The 23,517-nt window shown below is 55.8% G+C and carries 24 protein-coding genes, 2 tRNA genes and 1 pseudogene; 13 read left to right on the top strand and 14 right to left on the bottom strand.

Going from position 1 to position 23,517, the window contains the following annotated elements:
- Positions 1-81: 81 nt before the first annotated feature.
- On the top strand, positions 82-705 hold the full coding sequence (locus tag ACLI1M_RS09390; protein ID WP_239204967.1) for a DsbA family protein: 624 nt from the start codon (positions 82-84) through the stop codon (positions 703-705).
- 250 nt (positions 706-955) lie between these two features.
- Here ACLI1M_RS09390 and ACLI1M_RS09385 read toward each other — a convergent pair whose 3' ends face one another.
- Positions 956-1,558 carry an excalibur calcium-binding domain-containing protein gene (locus tag ACLI1M_RS09385; RefSeq protein ID WP_411706536.1) on the bottom strand — a complete coding sequence of 201 codons (603 nt, stop codon included), beginning with the start codon at positions 1,556-1,558 and terminating at the stop codon, positions 956-958.
- A 191-nt stretch (positions 1,559-1,749) separates the two neighbouring features.
- Complete coding sequence (locus ACLI1M_RS09380) at positions 1,750-2,097, bottom strand: MFS transporter (RefSeq protein ID WP_340440751.1); 348 nt, start codon at positions 2,095-2,097, stop codon at positions 1,750-1,752.
- Positions 2,098-2,273: 176 nt separating this feature from the next.
- Between ACLI1M_RS09380 and ACLI1M_RS09375 the strand changes: the two genes are divergently transcribed.
- Positions 2,274-2,747 (top strand): ribose-5-phosphate isomerase, encoded by a 474-nt coding sequence (locus tag ACLI1M_RS09375; RefSeq protein ID WP_340440750.1) that lies wholly within the window; start codon positions 2,274-2,276, stop codon positions 2,745-2,747.
- A gap of 86 nt (positions 2,748-2,833) precedes the next feature.
- Here the strand turns inward: ACLI1M_RS09375 and ACLI1M_RS09370 are convergent, their stop codons facing one another.
- The 4 genes from ACLI1M_RS09370 to ACLI1M_RS09355 form a co-directional block, all read right to left on the bottom strand.
- Complete coding sequence (locus ACLI1M_RS09370; protein ID WP_023020912.1) at positions 2,834-3,667, bottom strand: aldo/keto reductase; 834 nt, start codon at positions 3,665-3,667, stop codon at positions 2,834-2,836.
- An 18-nt stretch (positions 3,668-3,685) separates the two neighbouring features.
- Entirely contained in the window at positions 3,686-4,318 is a 633-nt protein-coding gene (locus ACLI1M_RS09365; protein WP_259825362.1) for a hypothetical protein, read from the bottom strand.
- A gap of 126 nt (positions 4,319-4,444) precedes the next feature.
- Positions 4,445-5,137 (bottom strand): nitroreductase family protein, encoded by a 693-nt coding sequence (locus tag ACLI1M_RS09360; RefSeq protein ID WP_023020914.1) that lies wholly within the window; start codon positions 5,135-5,137, stop codon positions 4,445-4,447.
- A 104-nt stretch (positions 5,138-5,241) separates the two neighbouring features.
- Positions 5,242-5,316: transfer RNA gene (locus ACLI1M_RS09355), tRNA-Gly, on the bottom strand.
- A 122-nt stretch (positions 5,317-5,438) separates the two neighbouring features.
- Here ACLI1M_RS09355 and ACLI1M_RS09350 point away from each other — a divergent pair.
- The 3 genes from ACLI1M_RS09350 to tig all read left to right on the top strand — a co-directional run bounded on the left by ACLI1M_RS09350 (position 5,439) and on the right by tig (position 7,911).
- Positions 5,439-6,254: a hypothetical protein gene (locus tag ACLI1M_RS09350; RefSeq protein ID WP_023020915.1), complete on the top strand. Its 816-nt coding sequence runs from the start codon at positions 5,439-5,441 to the stop codon at positions 6,252-6,254.
- A 134-nt stretch (positions 6,255-6,388) separates the two neighbouring features.
- A tRNA-Pro gene (locus tag ACLI1M_RS09345) sits at positions 6,389-6,462 on the top strand.
- 90 nt (positions 6,463-6,552) lie between these two features.
- Positions 6,553-7,911 carry a trigger factor gene (gene tig / locus ACLI1M_RS09340; RefSeq protein WP_023020916.1) on the top strand — a complete coding sequence of 453 codons (1,359 nt, stop codon included), beginning with the start codon at positions 6,553-6,555 and terminating at the stop codon, positions 7,909-7,911.
- A gap of 173 nt (positions 7,912-8,084) precedes the next feature.
- On the opposite strand, the gene ACLI1M_RS09335 is transcribed toward tig, so the two are convergent.
- The 6 genes from ACLI1M_RS09335 to ACLI1M_RS09310 form a co-directional block, all read right to left on the bottom strand.
- A complete protein-coding gene (locus tag ACLI1M_RS09335; RefSeq protein ID WP_005324045.1) occupies positions 8,085-8,666 on the bottom strand; it encodes an NADPH-dependent FMN reductase in 582 nt (193 codons plus the stop codon).
- A gap of 39 nt (positions 8,667-8,705) precedes the next feature.
- Complete coding sequence (locus tag ACLI1M_RS09330; protein WP_005329175.1) at positions 8,706-8,876, bottom strand: hypothetical protein; 171 nt, start codon at positions 8,874-8,876, stop codon at positions 8,706-8,708.
- Between the two features lie 85 nt (positions 8,877-8,961).
- Positions 8,962-9,987: a class 1b ribonucleoside-diphosphate reductase subunit beta gene (gene nrdF, locus ACLI1M_RS09325; RefSeq protein WP_023020918.1), complete on the bottom strand. Its 1,026-nt coding sequence runs from the start codon at positions 9,985-9,987 to the stop codon at positions 8,962-8,964.
- Between the two features lie 52 nt (positions 9,988-10,039).
- A complete protein-coding gene (gene nrdE, locus ACLI1M_RS09320) occupies positions 10,040-12,235 on the bottom strand; it encodes a class 1b ribonucleoside-diphosphate reductase subunit alpha (protein ID WP_005324048.1) in 2,196 nt (731 codons plus the stop codon).
- 50 nt (positions 12,236-12,285) lie between these two features.
- The gene (gene nrdI, locus ACLI1M_RS09315; protein WP_150850436.1) at positions 12,286-12,753 is read right to left on the bottom strand and encodes a class Ib ribonucleoside-diphosphate reductase assembly flavoprotein NrdI; all 468 of its coding nucleotides are present in this window, start codon (positions 12,751-12,753) and stop codon (positions 12,286-12,288) included.
- A 115-nt stretch (positions 12,754-12,868) separates the two neighbouring features.
- Positions 12,869-13,549, bottom strand: a complete 681-nt coding sequence (locus ACLI1M_RS09310; protein ID WP_005324050.1) for a metal-dependent transcriptional regulator — start codon at positions 13,547-13,549, stop codon at positions 12,869-12,871.
- A 138-nt stretch (positions 13,550-13,687) separates the two neighbouring features.
- On the opposite strand from ACLI1M_RS09310, the gene ACLI1M_RS09305 reads away from it, so the two are divergent.
- The 6 genes from ACLI1M_RS09305 to ACLI1M_RS09280 all read left to right on the top strand — a co-directional run bounded on the left by ACLI1M_RS09305 (position 13,688) and on the right by ACLI1M_RS09280 (position 19,007).
- Positions 13,688-14,287, top strand: a complete 600-nt coding sequence (locus tag ACLI1M_RS09305; protein WP_005324051.1) for an ATP-dependent Clp protease proteolytic subunit — start codon at positions 13,688-13,690, stop codon at positions 14,285-14,287.
- Positions 14,288-14,307: 20 nt separating this feature from the next.
- Positions 14,308-14,931 (top strand): ATP-dependent Clp protease proteolytic subunit, encoded by a 624-nt coding sequence (locus ACLI1M_RS09300; protein ID WP_005324052.1) that lies wholly within the window; start codon positions 14,308-14,310, stop codon positions 14,929-14,931.
- A gap of 235 nt (positions 14,932-15,166) precedes the next feature.
- Complete coding sequence (locus ACLI1M_RS09295) at positions 15,167-16,669, top strand: peptide MFS transporter (RefSeq protein ID WP_239207922.1); 1,503 nt, start codon at positions 15,167-15,169, stop codon at positions 16,667-16,669.
- Between the two features lie 320 nt (positions 16,670-16,989).
- A complete protein-coding gene (locus ACLI1M_RS09290) occupies positions 16,990-18,288 on the top strand; it encodes an inorganic phosphate transporter (RefSeq protein ID WP_239207921.1) in 1,299 nt (432 codons plus the stop codon).
- A gap of 3 nt (positions 18,289-18,291) precedes the next feature.
- A complete protein-coding gene (locus tag ACLI1M_RS09285; RefSeq protein ID WP_023020922.1) occupies positions 18,292-18,582 on the top strand; it encodes a hypothetical protein in 291 nt (96 codons plus the stop codon).
- 170 nt (positions 18,583-18,752) lie between these two features.
- Positions 18,753-19,007: a hypothetical protein gene (locus tag ACLI1M_RS09280; protein WP_411706535.1), complete on the top strand. Its 255-nt coding sequence runs from the start codon at positions 18,753-18,755 to the stop codon at positions 19,005-19,007.
- A gap of 98 nt (positions 19,008-19,105) precedes the next feature.
- Here the strand turns inward: ACLI1M_RS09280 and fabG are convergent.
- A pseudogene (gene fabG, locus ACLI1M_RS09275) lies at positions 19,106-19,872 on the bottom strand (3-oxoacyl-ACP reductase FabG).
- Positions 19,873-20,098: 226 nt separating this feature from the next.
- Here fabG and clpX point away from each other — a divergent pair.
- Positions 20,099-21,394, top strand: coding sequence for an ATP-dependent Clp protease ATP-binding subunit ClpX (gene clpX, locus ACLI1M_RS09270; RefSeq protein ID WP_023020925.1), 1,296 nt, complete (start codon positions 20,099-20,101; stop codon positions 21,392-21,394).
- Positions 21,395-21,410: 16 nt separating this feature from the next.
- On the opposite strand, the gene ACLI1M_RS09265 is transcribed toward clpX, so the two are convergent.
- The gene (locus ACLI1M_RS09265; RefSeq protein WP_239204995.1) at positions 21,411-22,175 is read right to left on the bottom strand and encodes a TetR/AcrR family transcriptional regulator; all 765 of its coding nucleotides are present in this window, start codon (positions 22,173-22,175) and stop codon (positions 21,411-21,413) included.
- Between the two features lie 369 nt (positions 22,176-22,544).
- Between ACLI1M_RS09265 and ACLI1M_RS09260 the strand changes: the two genes are divergently transcribed.
- Positions 22,545-23,495, top strand: coding sequence for a malate dehydrogenase (locus tag ACLI1M_RS09260; RefSeq protein ID WP_239207920.1), 951 nt, complete (start codon positions 22,545-22,547; stop codon positions 23,493-23,495).
- Positions 23,496-23,517 lie beyond the last annotated feature (22 nt).

The raw sequence follows: 23,517 nt of genomic DNA, 5'->3' as shown, positions 1-23,517 counted from the left end.
TGTGCCGAAAATAGTTCTGCATCCACAGTAGTCGCGCGCCTAGGCTGGTGGGGCAAACTTTTATCAATCAAAGGAGCAATCATGGCTGACGCAGTAAAGTTCTGGTTCGACGTATCTTGTCCCTTCGCTTGGGCCACCTCGCGGTGGATCAAGGAAGTAGAAAAGGTACGCGATATTGAGGTCGAGTTCGAGCCGATGTCCCTGTCCGTGCTGAACGATGGCCGTGATCTAGACCCCACTTACATGGACATGATGAAGGCTAACTGGGGCCCGGCCCGCGTCTTTGCCAAGGTTAAGGCCGAGCGTCCAGAAAAGGTCGACGAGCTGTACACCGCTATGGGCACCCTGGTTCACACCAAGGGCAATGGCGGACGAACTGGCTTTGGTGCTTATGATGACATCATCGCTCAGGCGCTTGCAGAAGTGGAGCTTCCGGCCGAGTTCGCCGAGGTAGCCAATACCGAAGACTATGACGAGAAGCTGCGCGAATACCACCACAATGGCATCTCTTCCGTGGGTGATGAGGTGGGCACCCCGGTTATCAAGCTGGGGGAGACCGCGTTCTTCGGCCCGGTCATTACCCGCGTCCCTACCGGGGAAGAAGCAGGCGAGCTTTTCGACGCCTCCTTGCGCCTTGCCCAGTTCCCTTACTTCTTCGAACTTAAGCGCTCCCGCACCGAGATGCCGCAGGTGGAGGAGAACTAAGCCAAAACAAGAATCATGACTCACCAAACGCTCCAGTAGAAGTCGCTGGTGAGTCAAATCCTTTCGCCATAGGCATATAAGGGCTAAATAGCCCACTCTTGCTGCTGGATTCGCGGGACCGAAATTGTTTTGCATGACGAACTCAGCAGCGTTAAGCCGAGAAGCATCAGGGGATGCTGGAAGGTAAGGGGGCGTCTCCTTTGCCTGCCCCTACTAAGTCTTTAATTCTCCGCGTAAATCAGGGAATGCATTATCCCGGATAGGATTCGCAGCCCACACCGTCGCCGTTGGCGTCCCGTGCTGGCGAGTAGTCAGGGTCGCCAGGGTAGACTTTGTGCCCAATTTCGGCGCAGGTTCGACCAGATCCACCACCGGCTGGTGCTGGGTCGTTTTGTTGCTCGGCCGGCGGTGCTACGAATTGCTGTGCAACTTGTGGAGCCATTTCATCTGAGCACTGTTGAGTCCAGCCGGAGGTGCCGTCCGAGAAAAACGTTGTGCCGCGTTCATGAATCGAAGGGTCTCCACAAGAGGAAACGGTCTTCTCTGCAGGAGCTTGCTTAGCTCGTTCTTCCTCATCTGAGTCGCCCAATGCAGCGTTCGGATTATCGTGTACGTGGAGATCGTCATCGTCGTGCTCATCCTCTTCGTCAGGTTCTTCAACCTCTGGTGGAGGCGTAACCTCGCTAGATGAGGAGGTAGTGACGCTACTAGTCGAGCTAGTCGTAGAGGACGTGGCGGTGCTCGACGGACTGCTGCTGGTCGTGCTGGAAGTGGTCTCGGAGCTTTCGCCTGAATCGCTACATGCTGATATCAAAAGCGTGGTTGTAACGAGAATAGGGAGTAGCTTTTTCATGCTTTAGTCCTTTGGGAGAGAGTTTCAGACTTTACTTAGGCTACTTGATCCCTCGCCATTGCAGTCCTCTTTTGGATATGAATCGTCTGATTTCTAAGTTTAAAGCGACGGTAAGCGGTCCCGGAGCTGACCTTTGTCGGCAGCCTAAAGGCAAAGAAAGAGCTTCCACCCAAAGAATCTGCTTCTTGTAGCTACTGGGAGCGCGTTTCGTGCTGGCGCAGCTGAATTGCGGCGCCGACACACAGCGCGATGGTCAGTGGGGTCAAAATAAATGCCGGCAGACCCGCGATATTGATAGCGGGAAGCTCCATGCCGGCCTGAAAGTCCTCCCACGCAACAAGTACCCAGGAAGCCCATGAGACGCCGGCGAGGAGCGCGATAATGCCGGCCGCAATAGCGCCCCCATTTGCCCGCGGATTCCCGCGCACCTTCTGCGCAATCCACCATATGCCCAAGCCCACGTGCGCCAACGTTGCTAGGGTGCTGGCGATAAGCGGCAGGAGGAAGCCTCCGCCGCCGGATACCATAACGCCCAGCATAATTAGGAAGGCTAGAAGGCTTCCGCCGTATAGCGCGAGGATCCGGGTGGTTATAGGCATAGCTTTCCTCTCTTATCGCGAAAATGCTTGTCCGCGAGCCTATCAGGAATTTGTAATGCGAAACAGGGCGGGCGCTAAGACTCCTCAAGGCGCGCCGGGCCGGTAGGATAAGGGCCATGCGCGTATATCTAGGAGCAGACCACGCAGGTTTCGAAACCAAGAACCTGATTGCTGAACACCTCACTAAACAGGGCCACGAAGTCATTGATTGCGGCGCCCACACCTACGACGCCGAGGACGATTACCCGGCATTTTGCATCGAAGCGGCACAACGCACCGTCAATGATCCGGGTTCCTTGGGCATTGTGCTTGGCGGCTCCGGCAATGGCGAGCAGATTGCCGCCAATAAGGTCAAGGGAGCCCGCTGTGCACTGGCTTGGTCCGCCGAGACCGCCCGCCTTGCCCGCGAGCATAACAACGCCCAGCTCATCGGCATCGGCGGCCGCATGCACACCGAGCAGCAGGCACTGGAAATCGTAGACGCCTTCCTGGATCAAGAATGGTCCCGTGAGGAGCGCCACCAGCGCCGCATCGACATCTTGGCGCAGTACGAGCGCACCGGCATCGCCCCAGAGCTGCCCGAGGCCTAAGCCTTGAGAAACGAAACGCCGCGGAACAAAGGTGGTTCCGCGGCGTTTCTTTGTGTTTCGGCCAGGCATAGCCAAGGCGCTAAGCCTTAGGCATCATTCATGTCATTCGGGTGCGGCCCGCCGCGTCCCTCTTCGCCTTCGTCCAAGGCGGTGATGGCAGCCATCTCCTCCTCGGTTAGTTCAAAGCCGAAGACATCAAAGTTTTCCGCAATGCGTGAGGGCGTCGCAGACTTGGGGAAGAGGATGACGCCATTTTGTAGGTGCCAACGAATGATGACTTGCGCTGGGCTGACATCGTGCGCTGCAGCGGCGTCGGTGACCTCAGGGGCATCCAGGATATCGCTCTTTCCCTGCCCCAGCGGGCCCCATGCCTCGATAGCCACGGTGTGGGCGCGGAAGGCGTCCAGCTCCCGCCAGCGCTGCAGATAAGGATGAAGCTCGACTTGGTTGACCGCAGGCTTTATATCGGTCTTGAGCTCCAGCTGTTCCAGGTGCTCCAGCTCGAAATTGGAGACGCCGATGGACTTTGTCTTGCCCTGCTTCTGCAGATCAATGAGTTGCTGCCAAGCCTCAACATAGGTGCCCTTTGCCGGTGTAGGCCAGTGGATGAGGTAAAGATCCACATACTCCAAGCCGAGCTTTTCCAAGGACTCATCGAGCGCTGCAGCAGCATCGGTCTGGCGGTCATTCCACAGCTTGGTGGTGATAAAAAGCTCCTCGCGGGGAATGCCAGACTTGGCAATAGCCCGTCCTACGCCTTCCTCATTGCCGTAGATAGCGGCGGTATCAATATGGCGATAACCCACGCGCAGGGCTTCAGCTACCAGATCTTCGGTCTGCTCCGGATCCATCTGGAACACGCCAAAGCCCAGCTGCGGGATGGTATTGCCGTCATTAAGGGTGATTTTAGGTACGCTCATGCGCCCCAGACTACCTATCTATTGCAGCGGGCCGAGAGTGATGAATTTATTCCACGTCTCCCACTCATCCTGCAGGCGGGCACGCTCATGGGGCGGGGTAGCGGTGTCGTCGATAAGCGAGGCATCAATCATGCGCACTCCATTGTCAAAGAACAACGCTGCGTGCCCCGAGGCGCCGTGCCGCAGCACCGGCACCAAGTTCAATCCATCAAAGGATAGTTGCGCATTAGGGCGCACGTCGAGGCCGGCAATGGCAGCGAGCGTAGGCGCTAAGTCAATAGGGGAGACCAACTCATTATTCTCCCCGCTTTCGGCTACACCCGGCCACAACACCGACATAGGTGAATTTCCACCTAGTAGCGAGCAGACGGCGATGACGCCATTGACGTCGTTGAGTTCTTCTAGGCTGGGCTGCTCTAGCAAGCGAAAGACATCGCTACCGGCCGGCTGCGTATCCTCGCGCACCTCATAACCGACGCCCGCAAAAACCTCGCTAATGCGCGTGGTGGCTTGGCGTTGCGGATACTGCCCAGTCAGCGTGCCGCGGCGGGAATCAGCGTACGTCTCCGACGGCACCCACGTGTTATTGAAGCGTACGCCCCGCAGTGCAGTCTCAGGCGCATGGTCAAAGGTCGCAAGAGTGATATCCATAGCCATAATTCTAGGCTTGCCGAGGCGATTCAACGATTTCGTCCCCACAGATCGCCTGTCTCGTCGACGGTTGCGGTGGTTTAGATGGACGAAATCGTTGAAAGTAGCTTCCTGATGGGGCGGGGGCTAATCGAGGTCGAGGCCATCGATGCCGTGAACTGTCACGGTTTCCGAAAGTGGCGCGCGGCCTGGATTCGTTTTAAAGACCGGGCTCGATTCATCAGCTTTACCAAAGGTAATAGCGGTGACCAGCTTGTAGTCCTCGTCTACGCCGAGGAATTCACGCGCGGTTGGCGCAATCAAGGAAATCATCCCCTGTGGGATGCCGTGGTAGCCGTGTGCTTCCAAAGAAAGCAGGAAGTTTTCGGTATAGGTTCCTTGGTCAAAGGCGGCGCGAATGCGGTCACCCATCGGCGGGATAAAGAGAAGTACCGCATGGGGTGCGCCAAAGAAGCGCAAGTTTTCGCGGATGAATTCCACGCGACCTGCTTTGTCCTCGCGCTCAATGCCCAGGAGGCCGTACATTTTGGCGGCTAGCTCTTGGGAGCGCTTGGGATGGATACCCTCACCATAATCGGTGGTGAAGTCTGGGCTGAGCCCGTTGGTGTCGAATTCCTTAATAAGCGCGGCGCTTAGTTCCTTGAGCTTTTCTCCGCCCACCAAATGCACGTCCCACGGTTGGGTATTGGAGTTGGACGGTGCGGATTGAGCATCCAGCAAAACCTGCTTGATGTCTTCTACCGGCATGGGTTCTGGCAGGAACGCGCGGGGCGAATGGCGGCTGCGAATAAACTCGGAATACTTATTGGTTGAAGTCATGCGCGCCACCTTACACTTCGTCGCATGTTTTCGCCGTATACCGTGAACATCCGATGATGATGGGTGGAAAACGAAAAATCGCCCACCTAGAGGTGGGCGAAAACTGGAGGGAATGACGGGAATCGAACCCGCGTCTTCAGCTTGGAAGGCTGAGGTATTAGCCACTATACGACATTCCCACAACGCGCTATATCAACGCTGGGCCATACTTTAGCGCAACCGCGGCCAAAAAAGAAAATAGGGAACTAGGCTGGCGCCTGAGCCGTTGTTATAAGAGGAACGGATCTATCTATAGAAAGCGATGATCATAGTGGGAATTTTGCTCGTTGCGCTGGCAATTGGTGGAGGCGTCTGGTTTCTTTCCTCCCGTAGCTCTCACAAACGTCGGGAAGAACGCGAGGCACAGCAATTGGCCGATGCACAGGCTGATGCACGTCGGTGGATTGAACGCCTGGGTGGCCAAGTAATGCAGATTTCTGGCACGGATTCTGCCTCCCAGCAAGCGATGGCTGATGCTTCTGAACGGTTCACTGCAGCTAACGCGGCGATTTCGCGTGCTACTACCGCCAAGCAGGCGAATTTGGCGCGTGAGTCGGCCCTGGAAGGCATGCATTATGTGAATGCCGCGCGCGAAATTATGGGCATGAACCCAGGCCCAGAACTCCCGCCGCTGGAGGGGCAGCGTGCGGCTGGCAAGGTGACGGAAGAGCGTACGGTCGAAGCGAATGGCCAAGAGATTACGGCCTCACCATATGCTTCTGCGAATACTCCCAACTACTACCCGGGTGGAATCGTGGCAGGGCGTCCGGTTCCGGCAGGTTGGTACTCCCGTCCATGGTGGGCCGATGCGCTGCACACCGGCGTGTGGATGGTGGGCTACTCCATGATGTTTAATGCCCTCTTCTCCGGCATGTCGGGCATTGGCTACTCTGCGGCTGCTGCAGAAAGCGGCGATTGGGGCGGTCCCGATGGCATGGGTGACGCTGGCGACGTGGGTGGTGACGCCGGTGATGCTGGCGACGTTGGTGGCGGCGATGATGGCGGCGGCTTCTTCGATGGTCTAACTGACGGCGACGGTGACGGCTTCTTTGATGGAATGTTTGATTTCGATTTCTAGCTGAAGCACTGTCAAAATCGGCCGCTGGGCTGCGTGGATGCCTTTAAGTGGGGGTCCGTTTAGGAGATTTAAAACGGACACGGTACACTGTCTCAGGTATGCAACGCAGCCAAGGCAACTTGGTGGCCTACATACGGGGCGTGGCGCAGTTTGGTAGCGCACCTGCTTTGGGAGCAGGGGGTCGCAGGTTCAAATCCTGTCGCCCCGACGTATGGGGGTCTGGAAATGCCCTAATAAGGATTTCCGGACCCCCTTTAAGTTTATGTACGTAAAACAATGAAGCCAGGGAGATTCACTCGTGAAGACCACCGTAGACAAGCTGAGCGATACCCGCGTTAAGCTCACCGTCAACGTTCCGTTTGCGGAGCTGGACCAGGAAATCGATCAAGCTTACGCGGCAATCGCGCAGCAGGTTTCTATTCCAGGTTTCCGTAAGGGCAAGGCACCGCGCCAGCTTATTGACGCTCGCTTCGGCCGCGGCCCCATCCTGGAGCAGGTCGTCAATGACATGCTGCCTTCCCGTTACGAGCAGGCAGTCAAGGAAAACGATCTGAAGGTTATCGGCCAGCCGGACGTTGATATTTCCAAGATTGAGGATAAAGACTTCGTGGAGTTCACCGCCGAGGTTGATATCCGCCCTGAGTTCGAGGTCCCAGACTTCTCCAAGATCTCCGTTACCGTCCCGGCCCTGAAGGCTGACGAAGAGGACGTCGACAAGGCTCTGGAGGAGTTGGCAGAGCGCTTCGGTGAGCTCAAGGACACCAAGCGCAAGATGAAGACCGGCGACTACGCAATCATCGACATCACCGCTGAGATTGACGGCGAGAAGATTGAGGACGCTTCCACCGAGGGCCTGTCCTACCGCATCGGTGACGATGACCTCATCAAGGGCTTGGACACCGCCCTGCGTGGTATGAAGACCGGTGAGGATAACGAGTTCACTTCCACCATCCAGTCTGGCGAGCACAAGGACGAAGAGGCCACCATCAAGGTTCACGTCCAGCAGTCCAAGGAGCGCAAGCTGCCGGCTATGGACGATGAGTTCGCTCAGATGGCTTCCGAGTTCGACACCATGGATGAACTGCGCGAATCCACCAAGACCCAGGTGGAGGAGACCAAGAAGGCTGAGCAGGCTGCCCAGATTCGCGATGAGGTCCTGAAGTCCGCGCTCTCCGAGGTCGAATTCGAACTGCCGCAGTCCGTAGTGGACGAGCAGGCTCACTCCCAACTGCACCAGATTCTGGGCCAGCTGGCTCACGATGAGAAGGCACTGGCTCAGTTGCTTGAGGCACAGGGCACTTCTCGCGAGGAGTTTGATAAGCAGACTCGTGAGCAGGCAGAAGAGTCCGTCCGCACTCAGCTGTTCCTCGACGCCGTAGCAGAAAAGGAAGAGCCGGAAGTTTCCCAACAGGAGCTTACCGACCACATCCTGTTCACCGCTCAGTCCTACGGCATGGACCCGAACCAGTTCATCCAGCAGCTGCAGTCCAACGGCCAGATCGCAAACCTCTTCTCTGACGTGCGCCGTGGCAAGGCACTGGCTGCCGCTATCTGCCGCACCACCGTCAAGGATGAAGAGGGCAATAAGGTTGACGTTGACCAGTACTTCGGTGAAATCGAAGAAGAGGACGCTGCAGAAGCTTCCGAGGAGAAGTAATCTCCCGCTTGTAACGCGCTGCTGCCACATGTGTGGTGGCGAGCGCGCATGAAACCCCGGATTCAGGTAACTCAAGGATGAGCCTGAATCCGGGGTTTGTGTCATTGTGAACGCCCTCTAGGAGTCTTTGAGTACTTCGAAGAGGGCGTGATGTGTGTTGGCTGGGGATACCGCTAGCCGTTCTTGGCTCTAAAGGCCTCGTCGGTCAACTGCAGGAAGCGCATAACGTAATCCTTGACAAAGTCTGCGGTACGTTGATTGAGATGTCCGGACTCTTCGAAAAGGGTGGGGGATTGGCCCAGAAATACTTCGGGTTGACCAGGGAGCGGCATGTCGAAGTAGGACAGAGCGAGGCGAAGGTTCTTCTGTGAACTGTAGCCGCCCATGCGGCCTACAGAGTGGCTAATGATACCTGCGGGAAGGTTCTTCCACGCCACATCTGAGTTGGGTTTAGAGCCGATGTCCACTGCGTTTTTGAGGCAGGCAGGGATAGTGCGGTTGTTCTCTGGCGTAATGAAGAGGATCCCGCTCGAGTTCTTGATGGTCTCGCGAAAGGTGGTGTACTCAGCCGGAGTGGGCTTGTCCGTGACGGCGGGGTCATCGTAGTCGAAGTCATAGAGCGGCAAGTCACGGATTTCCACGATGTTTGCCTCGTAGCCTTCAGGGATCATCGTGAGCACCTCGTGTGCAATCTTGCGTGCAAATGACTCTCGGCGCAGGCTGCCGACGATAACGCTGATACGTGGGGTGGTCATGGTAAACCTTCTTTCTTAGTTGGGTGTAGGGAGACGTGGTCAAGGGAGAAAAGGCTTGCAGCCAAAGGCCGGTGGTGGGCCGGCAGCGTGGGCGGCGGTGAGGAAGCCATCTACTTTGTCTCCTTCTTCATGGCGGAAGTACAGTTCGATGAGTCCTAGAAGCCCCCCGAGGACGGCCTCTCGTGCGGCGGATGTATTCAACAGCCGCATGGCTGCGGGTTGGTTTCCTTCGCGGATGGCTTCAAACAGCGCGATGGTCTCAAGCCAGCTTCCTTGGTCCGGTCGCGGAAAAGGTTTAGAAATCCCAGTCATCATCACTCGTTTCTTCAGCAGTACCAATGACATAGGAGGAACCAGATCCGGAGAAGAAGTCATGGTTCTCATCTGCTCCGGGGGCTAGGGCCGCGAGGATTTCTGGGTTCACTTCCGTTTCTTCGGGCGGGAAATAATCCGGGTAGCCCAAATTCATGAGTGCCTTATTGGCGTTATAGCGAACGAACACGGCTACATCATCCATGAGTCCCAAAGGCTCATATAGCTCGCCGGAATAGTCCAGCTCTAGTGCATAAAGCTCTTCGAGCAAAGAAATGGTGAAATCATGCATCTCCTTCTGCCGTAGCGGGGTCGTGGATTCCAGACCGCGCTGATATTTGTAACCCGAGTAGTAGCCGTGCACTGCCTTGTCACGCAGAATGAGGCGGATCATGTCTGCCGTATTTGTCAGGGTGGCGTGGACAGAAAAGTGCAAGGGAAGATAGAAACCCGCGTAGAGAAGCAGCGAGGAAAGCAACGTCGATGACACCTTGCGTTTGAGTGGATCCGGCCCAAAATAGTGCGCGAGAACTTTCTTGGCGCGTGCCTGGAGAAGGTCGTTATTCACCGCCCAGCGGTATGCTTCATCAATTTCCTTTGTACTGCTCAGGGTAGAAAACACTGAAGAGTATGAACGGGCATGGACTGACTGCATGAAGGCGATGTTGGTATACACGGCCTCCTCGTGTTCGGTGCGGGCATCTTGAATCTGACAGATTTCACCCACGGTGGCCTGGACAGTATCCAGGGTGGTGAGTCCCGTGAACACCCGCATGGTGAGGTTGCGTTCCTCGGGTGTCATCTTCTGCCACGCCGGGAGATCATTAGAAAGCGGGACCTTCTCTGGCAACCAAAAGTTGGCGGTTAGACGGTTCCACACTTCAAGATCCTTGTCATCGCTCACCCGGTTCCAATTGATGGCGCGGATGCGGGCTGAAGGATCATGCCGGTAGCTCGGCGGAGTAACTGAAATGCTGGTTAGTTCAGCACTATTCGATGTTGACGACATAGCTTCTTTCTTTCTGAGTGAATGGTTGTAGACAAGGGGGAGGACCGTGCTCCTACAAAGCACAGGAGACGCAGCCTTCGACCTCGGTTCCTTGGAGCGCGGATTGGCGTAAACGGATGTAGTAGAGGGTCTTGATTCCGGCTTTCCAGGCATAGATTTGTGCCTTGTTGATGTCCCGCGTGGTGGTATCAGCGGTAAAGAACAAGGTCAGGGAAAGCCCTTGGTCCACGTGTTGGGTGGCCATGGCGTAGGTGTCGATGATTTTTTCGTATCCCACTGCGTAGGAGTCATCGAAATACTCCAGGTTGTCGTTGGTCATTTCCGGCGCGGGGTAGTACACGCGCCCCAAGCGGCCTTCCTTGCGTATTTCAATTTTGGAGGCAATTGGGTGGATGGACGCGGTGGAGTCATTGATGTAGGAAATTGATCCAGTGGGTGGAACTGCCTGCAAGTAGGCGTTGTAGATGCCGTCTTGCATCACTTGATTCTTGAGCCGTAGCCAATCCTCGCGTTGAGGGATCTGCACGCCTGCTTCGTGGAAGAGCTGTTTTACGTGTTCAGTGGCTGGCGCCCAGTCTTGGTCGATGTATTTGTCAAAGTAGGCGCCAGTGGCATAGGTGGATTCTTCGAAGCCTGTGAATCGTTGACCTTTTTCAACCGCGAGTGCGTGGGATGCGCGGAGCGCATGATAGGTCACCGTGAGGAAATAGATATTTGTAAAGTCCAGTGCCTCGGCGCAGCCATAAGGAATACGCTGTGAAGCAAGGAAGCCGTGGAGATTCATTTGGCCCAGACCAATGGCATGCATGGAAGCATTTCCGTGAGCGATGGAGGGAACAGCTTCGATATTCGTCAGGTCTGAAACCTTCGTGAGGGCACGCACTGCGGTTTCGACGGTCTCCCCGAAGTCCGGCGATTCAAAAGCCTTCGCAATGTTGAGCGAACCTAGATTGCAGGAAATATCCTGGCCAACGGTGGTGTAGTCACCCGAAGCTCCGTAGGTCGATGGCGTGTTGACCTGGAGGATTTCGCTACACAGGTTGGACATATTGATATGTCCTTTGAGGGGATTAGCGCGGTTGACCGTATCCTCAAAGAGGATGTAGGGGTATCCGGATTCAAACTGAAGCTCAGCCAGCGTGGTGAAAAACTCGCGGGCCTTAATGGTCGTGTGAGAGATTCGCGGATTGGCAACCAGCTCGTCGTAGTACTCGGTGATGGACATGTCAGACATGGCTACGCCGTACTCGCGAGCGATGTCATACGGGCTAAAAAGATGCATGTCCTTGTTCTCTTTGGCCAGACGGAAGGTTATATCTGGAATAACAACCCCCAGCGAAAGAGTCTTGATGCGGACTTTCTCATCGGCATTTTCCCGCTTGGTATCCAGGAAGCGAAGAATATCTGGATGGTGCGCATGCAGGTAGACGGCTCCAGCGCCCTGCCGGGAGCCCAATTGGTTGGCATAGCTGAAGCTATCTTCGAGAATCTTCATGACTGGGACTACGCCGGAAGCCTGGTTCTCAATCTTTTTGATCGGGGCTCCGGATTCGCGCAGATTGCTCAGCAACAGGGCCACTCCACCACCGCGCTTTGATAGTTGCAGTGCAGAGTTCACGCAGCGGCCAATGCTCTCCAAATTGTCTTCGATTCGCAGGAGGAAGCAGGAGACCATTTCGCCGCGCTGGGCTTTGCCTGCGTTGAGAAAAGTAGGGGTGGCGGGCTGGAAGCGTCCGGTCATGATGTCATCCACCAGCTTTTCTGCGAGCTCTTCGTCGCCCTGTGCAAGGTATAAAGCTGTGGTGGCGACGCGTTCTTCGTAGCCTTCTAGGAATCGGGAGCCATCAAAGGTTTTCAGTGCATATGAAGTGAAGAACTTAAATGCGCCGAGGAAGGTGCGGAACTGATGCTTAACTCGATGTGCTCTGTCGTACATGGCGCACAGAAAGGCGTCATCATAAAGCTCAAGGAAATCCCGCTCGTAGTACTCGTTATCAACCAACCATTCCAAGCGTTGCTTGGTGGAATCGAACTGATGCATGCGGGGAGCGACATGGTGCGTGACATAGTCTTGTGCTGCCTGAATGTCCTTGTCAAACTGGATTTTTCCAGAAGCGTCGAACAAGTTCAGCTGCGCGTTGAGTGCGTGGTAGCTCTTGCGCTTGCCGACACCGCCGGCATTGTCTGCTGAAGCGGTGCGGGGCGTAGCGCCAATAGTCTGTGTGGGGGTGGCATCAAGAGGCCACATTGTGTTTTCCAATCTGTGTGATGCGGATGTGTTCTTCATCTTGTGGGGGATTAATGGGGTGTCATCGTTAGCTGCTTTTGCTGCTTCCAAAACTTCTGAAGGCCCTGCTTTACGGCGGCGATGTCCTTCTGGGTGCCGAGAAGCTCGAAGTGATACAGCTCCGGTACGTGGCACTTGGCGGAAATGATGCGTCCGGCGACGCAGTAAGCACTTCCGAAGTTGGTATTCCCTGAGGTAATAACGCCCCGGATAAAGGAGCGGTTGATTGGGTCATTGAGGAAGTCGATGACCTGTTTGGGGACTGCGCGTTTGAGCGAGCCGCCGCCGTAGGTGGGAACGATGAGTACGTACGGGTGTGAAACCTGGATCATCCCGGTTTTCTTGGGGCGCAGTGGAATGCGCACCGCGGGTCTATCTAAGCGTTCGACGAATCTTTTCGTGTTCTCTGAAACGCTGGAAAAGTACACCAAATCTGGTGAGTCTGACATGGCAATCCTGCTCATCCTGGCCTTAGCCATAAGTGGGGTAGGTGATATTCGAAAAGACTAACTACGCAATGCCGTAGTTGCAACTACGGTATAACGTAGTTTTGAAAAGGGCAGGTGAGAGCAGGATTAATGCAAAGGGGAATGTCTAAAGGTTGTGGTGTGCTACAAACACTGCGTCGGTAGCTGGGCGTCCAAGTACTACCCACTGAGTGCCGCCGGCCACCTGTATTTCGAGAGAATCTGAAAAGGGCGCTCCCTCGCGCGTGCTAAGAACAGCCCCAGTGACAATGCCGCGCTCTTCAAGGAACTTCAGCAGTTGTGGGTCGGAATCAGAAATGCGTTCCACGGTCACCTGCGATTGTGCACCGCTGTCGGTGAGGCGATGCGCACTGGGGATGGTGATCTGTCCATCAACCGTAGGGATAGGATCGCCGTGCGGATCCCTAGTGGGGTAATCAAGGAACTTATCCACACGTTCTATGAGCATGTCAGACACCGCGTGTTCGAGATTTTCGGCTTCATTATGGACTTCGTCCCAGGTGTAGCCCAATGCTTGAACCAAAAAAGACTCAAGCAATCGGTGACGGCGCACCATGACCAATGCGTACTGCCTGCCAAGTTCGGTTAACTCCACAGAGCCATAGGGCGTGTGTGACACGAGCCCTTGCTTCGCCATTTTGCGCACTGCATCGGAAACCGAGGAGAGCTTGAGTCCCAGCTGTTTCGCTATAAGCGTGGCGGTAACGGGCTCGGATGACCATTCCTTTAGCCCCCAGATAGCTTTCAAATAGTTCTGGGTACTGGTGGACAGCTCGGAAACAGACATGAGTAAATGTTAACCCAGCTTCCGTGTGCGCCTTTGGCGCTGTGGCCCAACGCTCATAGCGAACAGAGGCCAAGTTTGAGAGGAATGCCGGTAAGGTGGGGCCAGTTAAAGCATTCTTCACTTGAAGGAGAACCACTAATGTCTGAGAAGATTTCAATGAACTCGTCGTCTACGGGTATGAATCTGAGCGATAGCGTGTACGAGCGCCTGTTGCGCGAGCGCATTATCTTCCTGGGAACCCAGGTCGATGATGAGATTGCGAACAAGCTGTGCGCCCAGATCCTCCTGCTGTCCGCCGAGGACCCCACTCGCGACATTTCGCTCTACATCAACTCCCCGGGTGGCTCTGTCACTGCGGGCATGGCTATTTATGACACCATGAAGTACTCGCCGTGCGATATTGCCACGTACGGCATGGGCCTGGCTGCCTCCATGGGTCAGTTCCTGCTTTCCGGCGGCACCAAGGGCAAGCGCTACGCTCTGCCGCACGCGCGCATTATGATGCACCAGCCTTCCGCTGGTGTCGGTGGTACCGCTGCGGACATCGCCATCCAGGCTGAGCAATTTGCTCAGACCAAGCGGGAGATGGCGGAGCTCATTGCCGAGCACACCGGCCAGACCTTTGAGCAGATCACCAAGGACTCCGACCGTGACCGTTGGATGACCGCCCAACAGGCCAAGGACTACGGCATTGTTGACCACGTCATTGAGTCCGTTAACGGCCCGCTGAGCAACTAGGGAATAAGGAGAAAATCACTATGAATCAGTCCCAGATGCCAAGTTCCCGCTACGTTCTGCCGTCCTTCATTGAGCAGTCCGCACAGGGCACTAAGGAAACCAACCCGTACTCCAAGCTGTTTGAGGAGCGCATCATCTTCCTGGGCACCCAGGTCGATGACACCTCCGCTAACGACATCATGGCGCAGCTGCTGGTCCTGGAGTCCCAGGACCCAGACCGCGATATTACGATGTACATCAACTCCCCGGGCGGCTCCTTTACCGCGCTGATGGCCATCTATGACACCATGCGCTACGTCCGCCCGGACGTGCAGACCGTGTGCTTGGGCCAGGCCGCTTCGGCGGCAGCTGTGCTGCTTGCCGCCGGTGCGCCGGGCAAGCGTGCAGCTTTGCCGAACTCCCGCGTGCTCATTCACCAGCCGGCAACTCAGGGTACTCAGGGTCAGGTTTCTGATCTAGAGATCCAGGCCGCCGAGATTGAGCGCATGCGCAAGCTGATGGAAACCACCCTGTCTGAGCACACCGGTCGTACCGCTGAGCAGATCCGCATTGATACGGATCGCGATAAGATTCTGACCGCTCAGGAAGCCGTTGAATACGGCATCATCGATACGGTCTTTGATTACCGCAAGCTCAACGCTTAATTTGGAATAACTCATTCTAGGTAGCCCCTGCCGCTCAACCGAGTTCCGGTTGTGAGGCAGGGGCTTTCAGCATTGTGGGGCAGGGAAGGGGCAATGCCCGGTAATTCTTGCTGCACCCGAATGGGGTAAGTCTCTCTCGCAATATCTGCAGGTCGTTAGGTTTATTTCTATCGTGCGACACTAAACTTATAATGGTCGATTTGTGATTTAGACCTCTAAGTGGTCATATATTTTTATGGAGAAACACACATCCGACGCGGCGGCTCAGGCCGCTGCGCCCACGCCGCAGAGCGGCGAACGCACATTCTTTGGGCACCCTTGGGGATTGGCCAACCTCTTCGGCGTGGAAATGTGGGAGCGCTTTAGCTTCTATGGCATGCAAGCCCTTGTCTTGCTGTACATGTATTACGCCACTACCGATGGTGGCCTTGGCCTGGACCGAGCGGACGCGACGTCTATCGTGGGTGCCTACGGCGGCTTGGTCTACATGGCCTGCTTGTTGGCTTCTCTTGTTGCTGACCGTGTCTTAGGCGCAGAACGCACACTGTTTTACTCGGCTAGCATGGTGATGCTTGGCCACATTGCTTTGGCGTTTATTCCCGCAATAACTGGTTTGGCCATTGGCCTCGTTCTTATCGCCATCGGCTCCGGCGGTGTTAAGACCACCGCGCAGGTTGTGCTTGGTGCCATGTACAGTCGCGATGATCCGCGCCGCGATGGTGGCTTCTCCATCTTCTATATGGGCGTTAATATCGGCGCTCTCGTTGGTCCACTGCTCACCACTGCCCTGTGGGGCTGGCAGGGTTTCCACTGGGGCTTTGGTATCGCAGCAATCGGCATGGCGCTCGGCCTGATTCAATATTCGCTCATGCGCAAGACCACTATCAAAGACGCGGGGCATGAGGTTCCAAACCCAGCGAGCTTCAAGCAATTGCTTATGGGTGTGTTGGCAGTAGCGGCCATCATTGTGGTTATGGTTGTGGCACTGGCAACCGGCGCTATTCAGGTTGATTGGCTTTCCAATATTGTTACCGCGGTGGCACTTCTGGCTGCAGTTTATCTGTGGGTTCAGATGTATACCTCGAAGTTGGTAACCCGCGAAGAAAAGAACCGCCTGCTGGGCTTTATTCCGATGTTCATTTCCGGTGTTTTGTTCTTTGGTATCTTCCAGCAGCAGTTCACCGTTATGACGATTTACTCGGATGTGCGCTTGGACCGCCACGTATTTGGTTGGGAAATTCCTCCATCACTCGTCCAGTCCATTAATCCAGTCTTCATTGTTATTTTCTCCGCGGTCTTTGCAACGATGTGGACAAAGCTAGGGGATAGGCAGTGGTCCACCCCAGTAAAGTTTGGCGCTGCCAATATCGTCATCGGCATCTCCTTGTTTTTCTTCCTTCCTTTCTCGGGGGCGGAAGCGAACTCCACCCCGATGTATGTCATCATTTTCATTCTCTTCCTTTTCACCATGGCGGAACTCCTCCTTTCGCCGGTGGGCAATTCTCTAGCTACCAAGGTGGCGCCAGAGGCATTCCCATCCCGCATGATGGCGGTATGGATGATGGCCGTGGCAATGGGCACGTCCCTGGCTGGCTCTTTGGCTAGCTTCTACAACCCAGATGATGCAGGCGCGGAGAATACCTTCTTTATCTCCCTTGGCGTTGTATCTATCGTGTTGGGCGGTATATTGCTTGTCCTTAGCCGCTGGGTAGTAAGGAAGTTTTCTAGCTTCCGCTAAAGGGTGTTAAAAGAGCCCGAAATGGGAGGTGTGTCGATTCAAATGCGACATACCTCCCTTAGTGGTTTTTATCACTCAAGCTAAGCGGTGGGGGTAAAAGAATATAAGTATTCTAAGCAGGGCATTTCTAAGCCGGTGGAAACCCCAAAAGGCACGGTTCTATGCTGCGGTAGGTTAACTAAAGGTTAACCAAAGAAAACGTTAAAGAAAAGCAATTGTCTATGGTTCGGGGCTGGAGTATTCTGCATTTCGTCCGCGACGCGTGAAGGCGCCGTAGATACGTACCGTGTTCATCTTTTTCTTTCCAAGGGGCCAACGCTGTGACAGCGACTCTGATCATCCTCGGCATTGTGGTGGTTACCGCCCTTGCCTTTGACTTTACGAACGGATTTCATGACACTGCCAACGCGATGGCTACGTCCATTGCCACCGGTGCTTTGAAGCCATTTACTGCGGTGGCAATCTCCGCAGTCCTTAACCTGGTTGGTGCCTTCCTTTCGGTCAATGTTGCTGCGACCGTAGCGAAAGGCATTGTTAACCTCGATTCATATGATTTGTCCGGCGCCGCAGCAGACACTGACGGCCAGGCGCTGCTGATGGTGGTCTTTACTGGCCTTATCGGCGGCATTATTTGGAACCTTTTTACTTGGTTGCTGGGCATGCCATCGAGTTCTTCCCACGCGCTGTTTGGCGGCCTTATTGGTGCCGCCTTCGCCGCCATGGGTACGGCTGGCGTTGAGTGGTCTTCTATCGCTGGCAAGATCGTTATCCCGGCCGTTGCCTCGCCGATTATTGCGGCCCTAGTTTCCGCGTGTGCCACCTTCCTTATCTACTGGGTTACCAACACCATTCCGAATAAGGCTAAGAACGAGCACTTCCGCCATGGCCAGATTGTCACCGCTTGCTTGGTGTCGCTGGCACACGGTGCTGGCGATGCGCAGAAGACCATGGGCGTTATCTTCCTGGCGCTGGTTGCTTCCGGGCATGCGGTTGCTGACTCCCGCATCCCTACCTGGGTTATCGTCTGCTGTGCCGTAGCAATCGCAGCCGGCACCATGTCCGGTGGCTGGCGCGTTATCCGCACCCTGGGTAAGGGACTGGTGGAGATTGAGTCCCCGCAGGGTATGGCCGCTGAAGCTACCTCCGCGGCAATCATTTTGACCTCCGCTACCGGTGGTATGGCGCTGTCCACCACTCACGTGTCCACCGGTTCCATCTTGGGTACCGGCCTGGGACGTCGCGGTGCCGAGGTTCGCTGGGGTGTTGCGATGCGTATGGTTTCCGCGTGGCTTATCACCCTGCCCTGCGCTGCGTTTGTTGGCTTTGCTACGTGGTGGTTGGCACACGGTGTCTCCTCCTTTACTAACGTGGCAACTGGCGCCATCGTTGACTTTGTCTTGCTGCTGGCCATGGCCGGACTTATCGTCATCCGCTCCCGCATGAACCCAGTGGATGCCTCCAACGTGAACAACGATTGGGATCCAAACTCCGAGTCCGTGGATTCCTCCATGGGAGCTGAGTCCAACCGTCAGGAGCCGGTTGCTGCCGGCGCCGCCCCAGTTGCTGCAACCCAGGCGGAGGACACCTCCGCGCCGTCTACTGCTCAAGAGGAGCGCTAAACCATGACTGCTGCAGAAATCTTCCAGTCTCTTCTCCATGTTGCCGGCCTGGCATTGGTATTTGGCGCTGGCATTCCGCTCCTTTTCTCCCTGGGTATGCGTTGTATGACCGGTGACCCCATTCGTGATGACAACGGTGTTGTCGTAGGGGATACTCCGGCAAGCACTCAGATGAAGGTGCTTGGTTGGACCGTTTACGCAGTGCTAGCCGTAGTTATCCTCGTGGCCATCATGTGGATTGCTCGCGATACGCTGGACCATTACTTCGGCTTCGCGCCGTTCGGTGACCTCTAAGTTATTCCTCCCTTCCTGAGGGGGAAGTCAACCTTCCAAGTGATGCGTGGCACATTCTCCGAAAGTTAACAAAAGGTTAACTTTAAGCGACCTATGGGTTGCCTAACGGGGCTGTGTCACGTATATTCTTCTGTATCAGACAGAGAGAAAGCCACATGGAGGTGTGAGAAATGAACAAGATGCGTTCTTTGATGGACGGCATTGCTGATGCGTTCAAGGGCTCCACCACTGGTACCGGCCTGGACACCATTTCGGAAGCTCCGGTCCGTGCTTTGGTGGCAGAAACCCTGCTTGACGCTGATAAGACTCCTGCTACGACTAAAGACGTAGCAGAAGCGCTAGAAGTCGTCACCGGTCATGCACCGGATGAAGTTGAGATGCTCGACGCAGAACTCTTCCTGCTCGACTTCGACTGGCTGCAGTAAGCAGCTACTGAATGAAATCCCCACGAGGCCCCTTGCCGCATACTGTGCAGCAAGGGGCCTCGTGCTTTGCCGGACTCGGTGGACTTCGGTAAGCGCGGCTAATCGCGCGGCGGCAAGATGGCCTCCGGGGTTTCGGGCAGGAGTTGGCCGCCATCAATAATTAGGGTCTGGCCGGTAATAAAGCCTGCCTCTTCTGAGGCAAGGAAAGCCGCCGCATTGCCGATATCGCGTGGAGTGCCGAGACGATGCAATGGCACCGATCGCGTCATCTGATCGAGATACTCTTGGCCTTGGGCCTTGAGACCGTCAGTGAGGATATTGCCGGGAAGAACACTGTTGATGGTGATGCCATCGCGAGCGACTTCGAGCGCAGCTGAGCGCATAAATCCTTGTTGGGCGGATTTGAGGCGCCGTAGTGGGCCCAGCCAGGAAAGCCCGTGTGCGAGCCGGTGATGGACGTGGTAATTACGATGCGTCCATAGCGGCGTTCCTGGAGGTAGGGGAGTGCTTCCTGGACCACCTTAAAGGTGCCGTGGGTATTGATGGCAAACATGGCCTCCCACTGCTCATCGGTCATTTCTGCTAATGGGCAATTGGGAAAGACGCCGGCATTGGAACAGACGATGTCGAACCCGCCATGCGTGGCAACAACATGGCGGTACATTTCCTGTACAGAAGTACGGTCGGTGACATCCACATGAATCGCACTGGCACCTAGCTCTTTTGCGGTAGCGGTGGCGTGCTCTAGATTGACATCGGCAATGATGACAGAGGCGCCGGCCTCGCTAAGTGAAGCGGCAATGCCGCGGCCAATGCCGGAAGCACCGCCGGTGACAACGGCTACGTGGTCTGTGAGATCGAACATAATTCTCCTGTTCCTAACGGGGCGGAATGAAGGTCGTTTCACCTTTTAGCTTAGGTCGCAGGAGCAAGGAAAGTCGGGGAAATTCGCCACGCGGAAGGGAATGAATGAAGGGCCTGTCGGGTTGATTTACTAAGGTAGAAATAGATGAAGATTAAGCCGCTCGGAAGGGTAGAATCATCCTTCCATTTGTGGATAGCGGTACGAAAAGCGAGTGTGAAAGAACTTAATGGCACGTATGCAAGAAAGCGCTGACCTGCTCAAGTGCTCCTTTTGTGGCAAGAGTCAGAAACAGGTGAAAAAACTCATCGCCGGCGGCGGTGTCTACATCTGTGACGAGTGCATCGAGCTATGCAATGAAATCATCGAAGAGGAACTGGGCCAAGAACAGGCGCAGGAATCCTCCGACGCGGAGGTGCGCCTGCCTCGGCCCTCGCAGATTTCTGCCTTCCTGGATAAATACGTCATTGGCCAAGACAAAGCCAAGCGCGTGCTATCTGTGGCGGTCTACAACCACTACAAGCGCATCAAGGCGGAAGAGTCTGCCGCGTTGGAAGCACGGCGCAAAAAGGCCGAGGGCGATGAGGTGGAGATCTCTAAGTCCAATATCTTGATGTTGGGACCTACTGGTTCCGGAAAGACCTACTTGGCACAGACCTTGGCCCGGCTTCTCGACGTCCCCTTTGCCATCGCCGATGCCACTAGCCTCACCGAGGCCGGCTACGTGGGTGAAGACGTGGAAAATATCCTGTTAAAGCTGCTGCAAGCCGCAGACTTTGATGTGGAGCGTGCCCAGCGCGGCATCATTTACGTCGACGAAGTGGACAAGATTTCCCGCAAGTCCGAGAATCCGTCCATCACCCGCGATGTCTCCGGTGAGGGTGTTCAGCAGGCCTTGCTGAAGATCCTGGAAGGTACCGTGGCGGCCATTCCACCGCAGGGTGGGCGCAAGCACCCGAATCAGGAGTTCATCCAGCTAGACACCTCGAATATCTTGTTCATCGTTGCCGGCGCATTCGCTGGGCTCGACCAGGTTATTGCGGATCGAGTGGGCAAAAAGGGCGTGGGCTTTGGCGCCAACTTGGATACCAAGGATGAGCGCGAAAAGGTCGACCTCTTTTCCCAGGTACGCCCTGAGGACCTTGTGAAGTTTGGCCTGATTCCAGAATTCATCGGGCGCCTGCCCGTCGTGGCCACGGTGGATAACTTGGACCGTGAATCCTTGGTCAAAGTGCTTACCGAGCCAAAGAACTCCTTGGTCAAGCAGTACAGTCGCCTATTTGAGATGGATGACTGCGAATTGGAATTCGAGCCGGCGGCGTTGGATGCCATCGCAGAGCTTGCCTTGGAGCGTAAGACAGGTGCACGTGGCCTGCGCGCCATCATGGAAGAGCTGCTGGTGCCAGTTATGTATGATCTGCCGGACCGCGAGGATATCGCCGCGGTACATATCACCCCAGAGTGCGTGACAGAGGGCGCGGAGCCGCAGTTTAGCTATAAGGACGAGGCGAAGGAATCTGCCTAAGCGCCTGCCGGCGCGACTACTCCTCGCTGTAAATATCCTGTGGTGAGGCCTCGTCTCCCTCTTTCGTATCGAACGAGGATGAGGTGAGGTAGGACTCGTGGCCCGAGTCCGGAATATTGGCGGTCAAAAACGCCAGCACAGCATCGACGGTAAGCCTATGCATACCATCGATATTTTCTTGGGTATTGAAGTTCACGCCCAGCATGTTTTCCACCATCACCTGGTTGGTTACGCGGTAGACGGTCAACGAGGAAATCAGGGTGAAAATGTCATTGGCGGAAATACCTGGGCGGAAAGCACCGGCGTCTTGGCCCAAGAGCAGCAGGCGGTCGAGGTGGAGGGCGACTCCGGCGACGTCGGCAATAGCTTGCTGAGCTGGATCCACAATCTGCTGATTGCTCTCCCATACCAGCATGCGAATAGCATCCGGGTTGGCCACGCGTTCGCGGAAGAGCCAATCCACCAACTTGCGCACGCCCTCGACCGGAACCGCGGTATCGATTTCCAGAGCGTCCTGCGGCGGATTAAGGCGCTGCGCGGCCGTGCTGAGTGCACGTAGGTACAAGCCCTTTTTATCGCCAAAGTGGTAGTGGATCATGCGCTTGGACATGCCCGATTCTTGGGCGATGGTCTCCAGCTTGGTTTCTGCGAAACCACTGCGGGAAAAGTGCTTGATCGCTACGTCCACCACGGAGTCAATGCTGACGGATTCCGCGTGGGCAGCGTGAGGAGAATCCGCCTGGCCTGCATCCTGCAGTGCATCAGTATTCTCAGTGCTCATGGCGTAAGTCCTTAATCCTTGCGGCGCAGCGGTGGCGCGGTCAACTGATATCTAATAGTGCGGGAGTAGATAGGCCCCATGCAATCTGTGTGCGTGGCGTGGGGGAGAGCCCCGCTTTTCCTTTTCCCATCATGCCCGATTAGACACCCGTTGCGGGAGCTTCTTACCCATTGGGGGCGTTAATTTGGAGGTAAATGGGGGTAATTTAGCGCAACCTCAGCGAATATCCCCTCCAAAAGAGGGGGCCAGATTCACAGCGCGAGAGGCGGCGGTGGGGCTAAGCTCGGGGATGGGTACATTCCGTGGCGGTGCGAGCAGCCTGGCTCGCGTGTGCCGCCCTTGACGCAGCCATTGAGGAGGCTTTTAACCATGACTCAGCCCGTCAAAATCACTGTCACCGGTGCCGCTGGCAATATCGCTTATTCGCTGCTGTGGCGCATCGCTGCCGGCGATGTTTATGGCAAGGACACCCCGGTAGATCTGGCGCTGCTGGAAATCCCCGCCGCGGTGGGCAAGGCTCAGGGCGTGGCCATGGAGCTCAATGACTCCGCCCTGCCGTTGGTCAACTCGATTACGGTAACTGATGACCTAAAGGAGGCCTTTGAAAACACCTCTGCTGCCTTCCTCGTAGGCGCGCGCCCGCGCAGCAAGGGTATGGAGCGTGCGGATCTGCTGGAAGCCAATGGTGCCATCTTCACCAAGCAAGGCAAGGCCATCAATGACTATGCCGCGCGCGATGTCCGCGTGCTTGTGGTGGGCAACCCAGCAAATACCAATGCTCTCATCGCTGCGAAAAATGCCCCGGATGTGGACGATTCTCAGTTCAATGCTCTGATGCGCTTGGACCACAACCGCACCTTGAGCCAGCTAGCGCTGAAAAGCAGCAAGTCCACCAATGATTTCACCAAGGTGGCAGTCTGGGGCAATCACTCTGCAAGCCAGTTCCCGGACATCACCTTTTCCAATGCCGAGGTGGACCAGGATTGGTACCGCGAAGAGATGATCCCCAAGGTAGCGAAGCGCGGTGCCGAGATTATTGAGGTGCGTGGCAGCTCCTCGGCCGCATCGGCGGCGTCGGCAGCTGTGGACCACATGCATGACTGGATTCATGGCACTGAGGATTGGCGCACCGCGGCGGTGCCCTCGGACGGTTCCTACGGCGTCGACAAGGGCCTTATCTGTGGATTCCCCACCATCTGCCGTGATGGAAAATGGGAGATCGTGCAGGGGCTGGAGCTTAGCGAGTTCCAAAAAGAGCGCATTGCAGCGTCTGTGGCCGAGCTGCGTGAGGAGCGCGAAGCCGTAGCAGACCTGCTCTAAAACCCACTAGGTGCGCACCACA

It is taken from the genome of Corynebacterium sp. LaCa54 (assembly GCF_046717495.1).
Classification (GTDB): Bacteria; Actinomycetota; Actinomycetes; order Mycobacteriales; family Mycobacteriaceae; genus Corynebacterium; species Corynebacterium kefirresidentii.
This window is presented reverse-complemented; position numbering and strand designations above follow the sequence as displayed.

What these genes read in the sequence shown, in the direction of transcription:
- ACLI1M_RS09390 (WP_239204967.1), top strand. Translation starts at nt 82, where the DNA reads ATGGCTGACGCAGTAAAGTTCTGGTTCGACGTATCTTGTCCCTTCGCT.
- ACLI1M_RS09385 (WP_411706536.1), bottom strand. Translation starts at nt 1,558, where the DNA reads ATGAAAAAGCTACTCCCTATTCTCGTTACAACCACGCTTTTGATATCA.
- ACLI1M_RS09380 (WP_340440751.1), bottom strand. Translation starts at nt 2,097, where the DNA reads ATGCTGGGCGTTATGGTATCCGGCGGCGGAGGCTTCCTCCTGCCGCTT.
- ACLI1M_RS09375 (WP_340440750.1), top strand. Translation starts at nt 2,274, where the DNA reads ATGCGCGTATATCTAGGAGCAGACCACGCAGGTTTCGAAACCAAGAAC.
- ACLI1M_RS09370 (WP_023020912.1), bottom strand. Translation starts at nt 3,667, where the DNA reads ATGAGCGTACCTAAAATCACCCTTAATGACGGCAATACCATCCCGCAG.
- ACLI1M_RS09365 (WP_259825362.1), bottom strand. Translation starts at nt 4,318, where the DNA reads ATGGATATCACTCTTGCGACCTTTGACCATGCGCCTGAGACTGCACTG.
- ACLI1M_RS09360 (WP_023020914.1), bottom strand. Translation starts at nt 5,137, where the DNA reads ATGACTTCAACCAATAAGTATTCCGAGTTTATTCGCAGCCGCCATTCG.
- ACLI1M_RS09350 (WP_023020915.1), top strand. Translation starts at nt 5,439, where the DNA reads ATGATCATAGTGGGAATTTTGCTCGTTGCGCTGGCAATTGGTGGAGGC.
- ACLI1M_RS09335 (WP_005324045.1), bottom strand. Translation starts at nt 8,666, where the DNA reads ATGACCACCCCACGTATCAGCGTTATCGTCGGCAGCCTGCGCCGAGAG.
- ACLI1M_RS09330 (WP_005329175.1), bottom strand. Translation starts at nt 8,876, where the DNA reads ATGCGGCTGTTGAATACATCCGCCGCACGAGAGGCCGTCCTCGGGGGG.
- nrdF (WP_023020918.1), bottom strand. Translation starts at nt 9,987, where the DNA reads ATGTCGTCAACATCGAATAGTGCTGAACTAACCAGCATTTCAGTTACT.
- nrdE (WP_005324048.1), bottom strand. Translation starts at nt 12,235, where the DNA reads ATGTGGCCTCTTGATGCCACCCCCACACAGACTATTGGCGCTACGCCC.
- nrdI (WP_150850436.1), bottom strand. Translation starts at nt 12,753, where the DNA reads ATGGCTAAGGCCAGGATGAGCAGGATTGCCATGTCAGACTCACCAGAT.
- ACLI1M_RS09310 (WP_005324050.1), bottom strand. Translation starts at nt 13,549, where the DNA reads ATGTCTGTTTCCGAGCTGTCCACCAGTACCCAGAACTATTTGAAAGCT.
- ACLI1M_RS09305 (WP_005324051.1), top strand. Translation starts at nt 13,688, where the DNA reads ATGTCTGAGAAGATTTCAATGAACTCGTCGTCTACGGGTATGAATCTG.
- ACLI1M_RS09300 (WP_005324052.1), top strand. Translation starts at nt 14,308, where the DNA reads ATGAATCAGTCCCAGATGCCAAGTTCCCGCTACGTTCTGCCGTCCTTC.
- ACLI1M_RS09295 (WP_239207922.1), top strand. Translation starts at nt 15,167, where the DNA reads ATGGAGAAACACACATCCGACGCGGCGGCTCAGGCCGCTGCGCCCACG.
- ACLI1M_RS09285 (WP_023020922.1), top strand. Translation starts at nt 18,292, where the DNA reads ATGACTGCTGCAGAAATCTTCCAGTCTCTTCTCCATGTTGCCGGCCTG.
- ACLI1M_RS09280 (WP_411706535.1), top strand. Translation starts at nt 18,753, where the DNA reads ATGAACAAGATGCGTTCTTTGATGGACGGCATTGCTGATGCGTTCAAG.
- clpX (WP_023020925.1), top strand. Translation starts at nt 20,099, where the DNA reads ATGGCACGTATGCAAGAAAGCGCTGACCTGCTCAAGTGCTCCTTTTGT.
- ACLI1M_RS09265 (WP_239204995.1), bottom strand. Translation starts at nt 22,175, where the DNA reads ATGAGCACTGAGAATACTGATGCACTGCAGGATGCAGGCCAGGCGGAT.
- ACLI1M_RS09260 (WP_239207920.1), top strand. Translation starts at nt 22,545, where the DNA reads ATGACTCAGCCCGTCAAAATCACTGTCACCGGTGCCGCTGGCAATATC.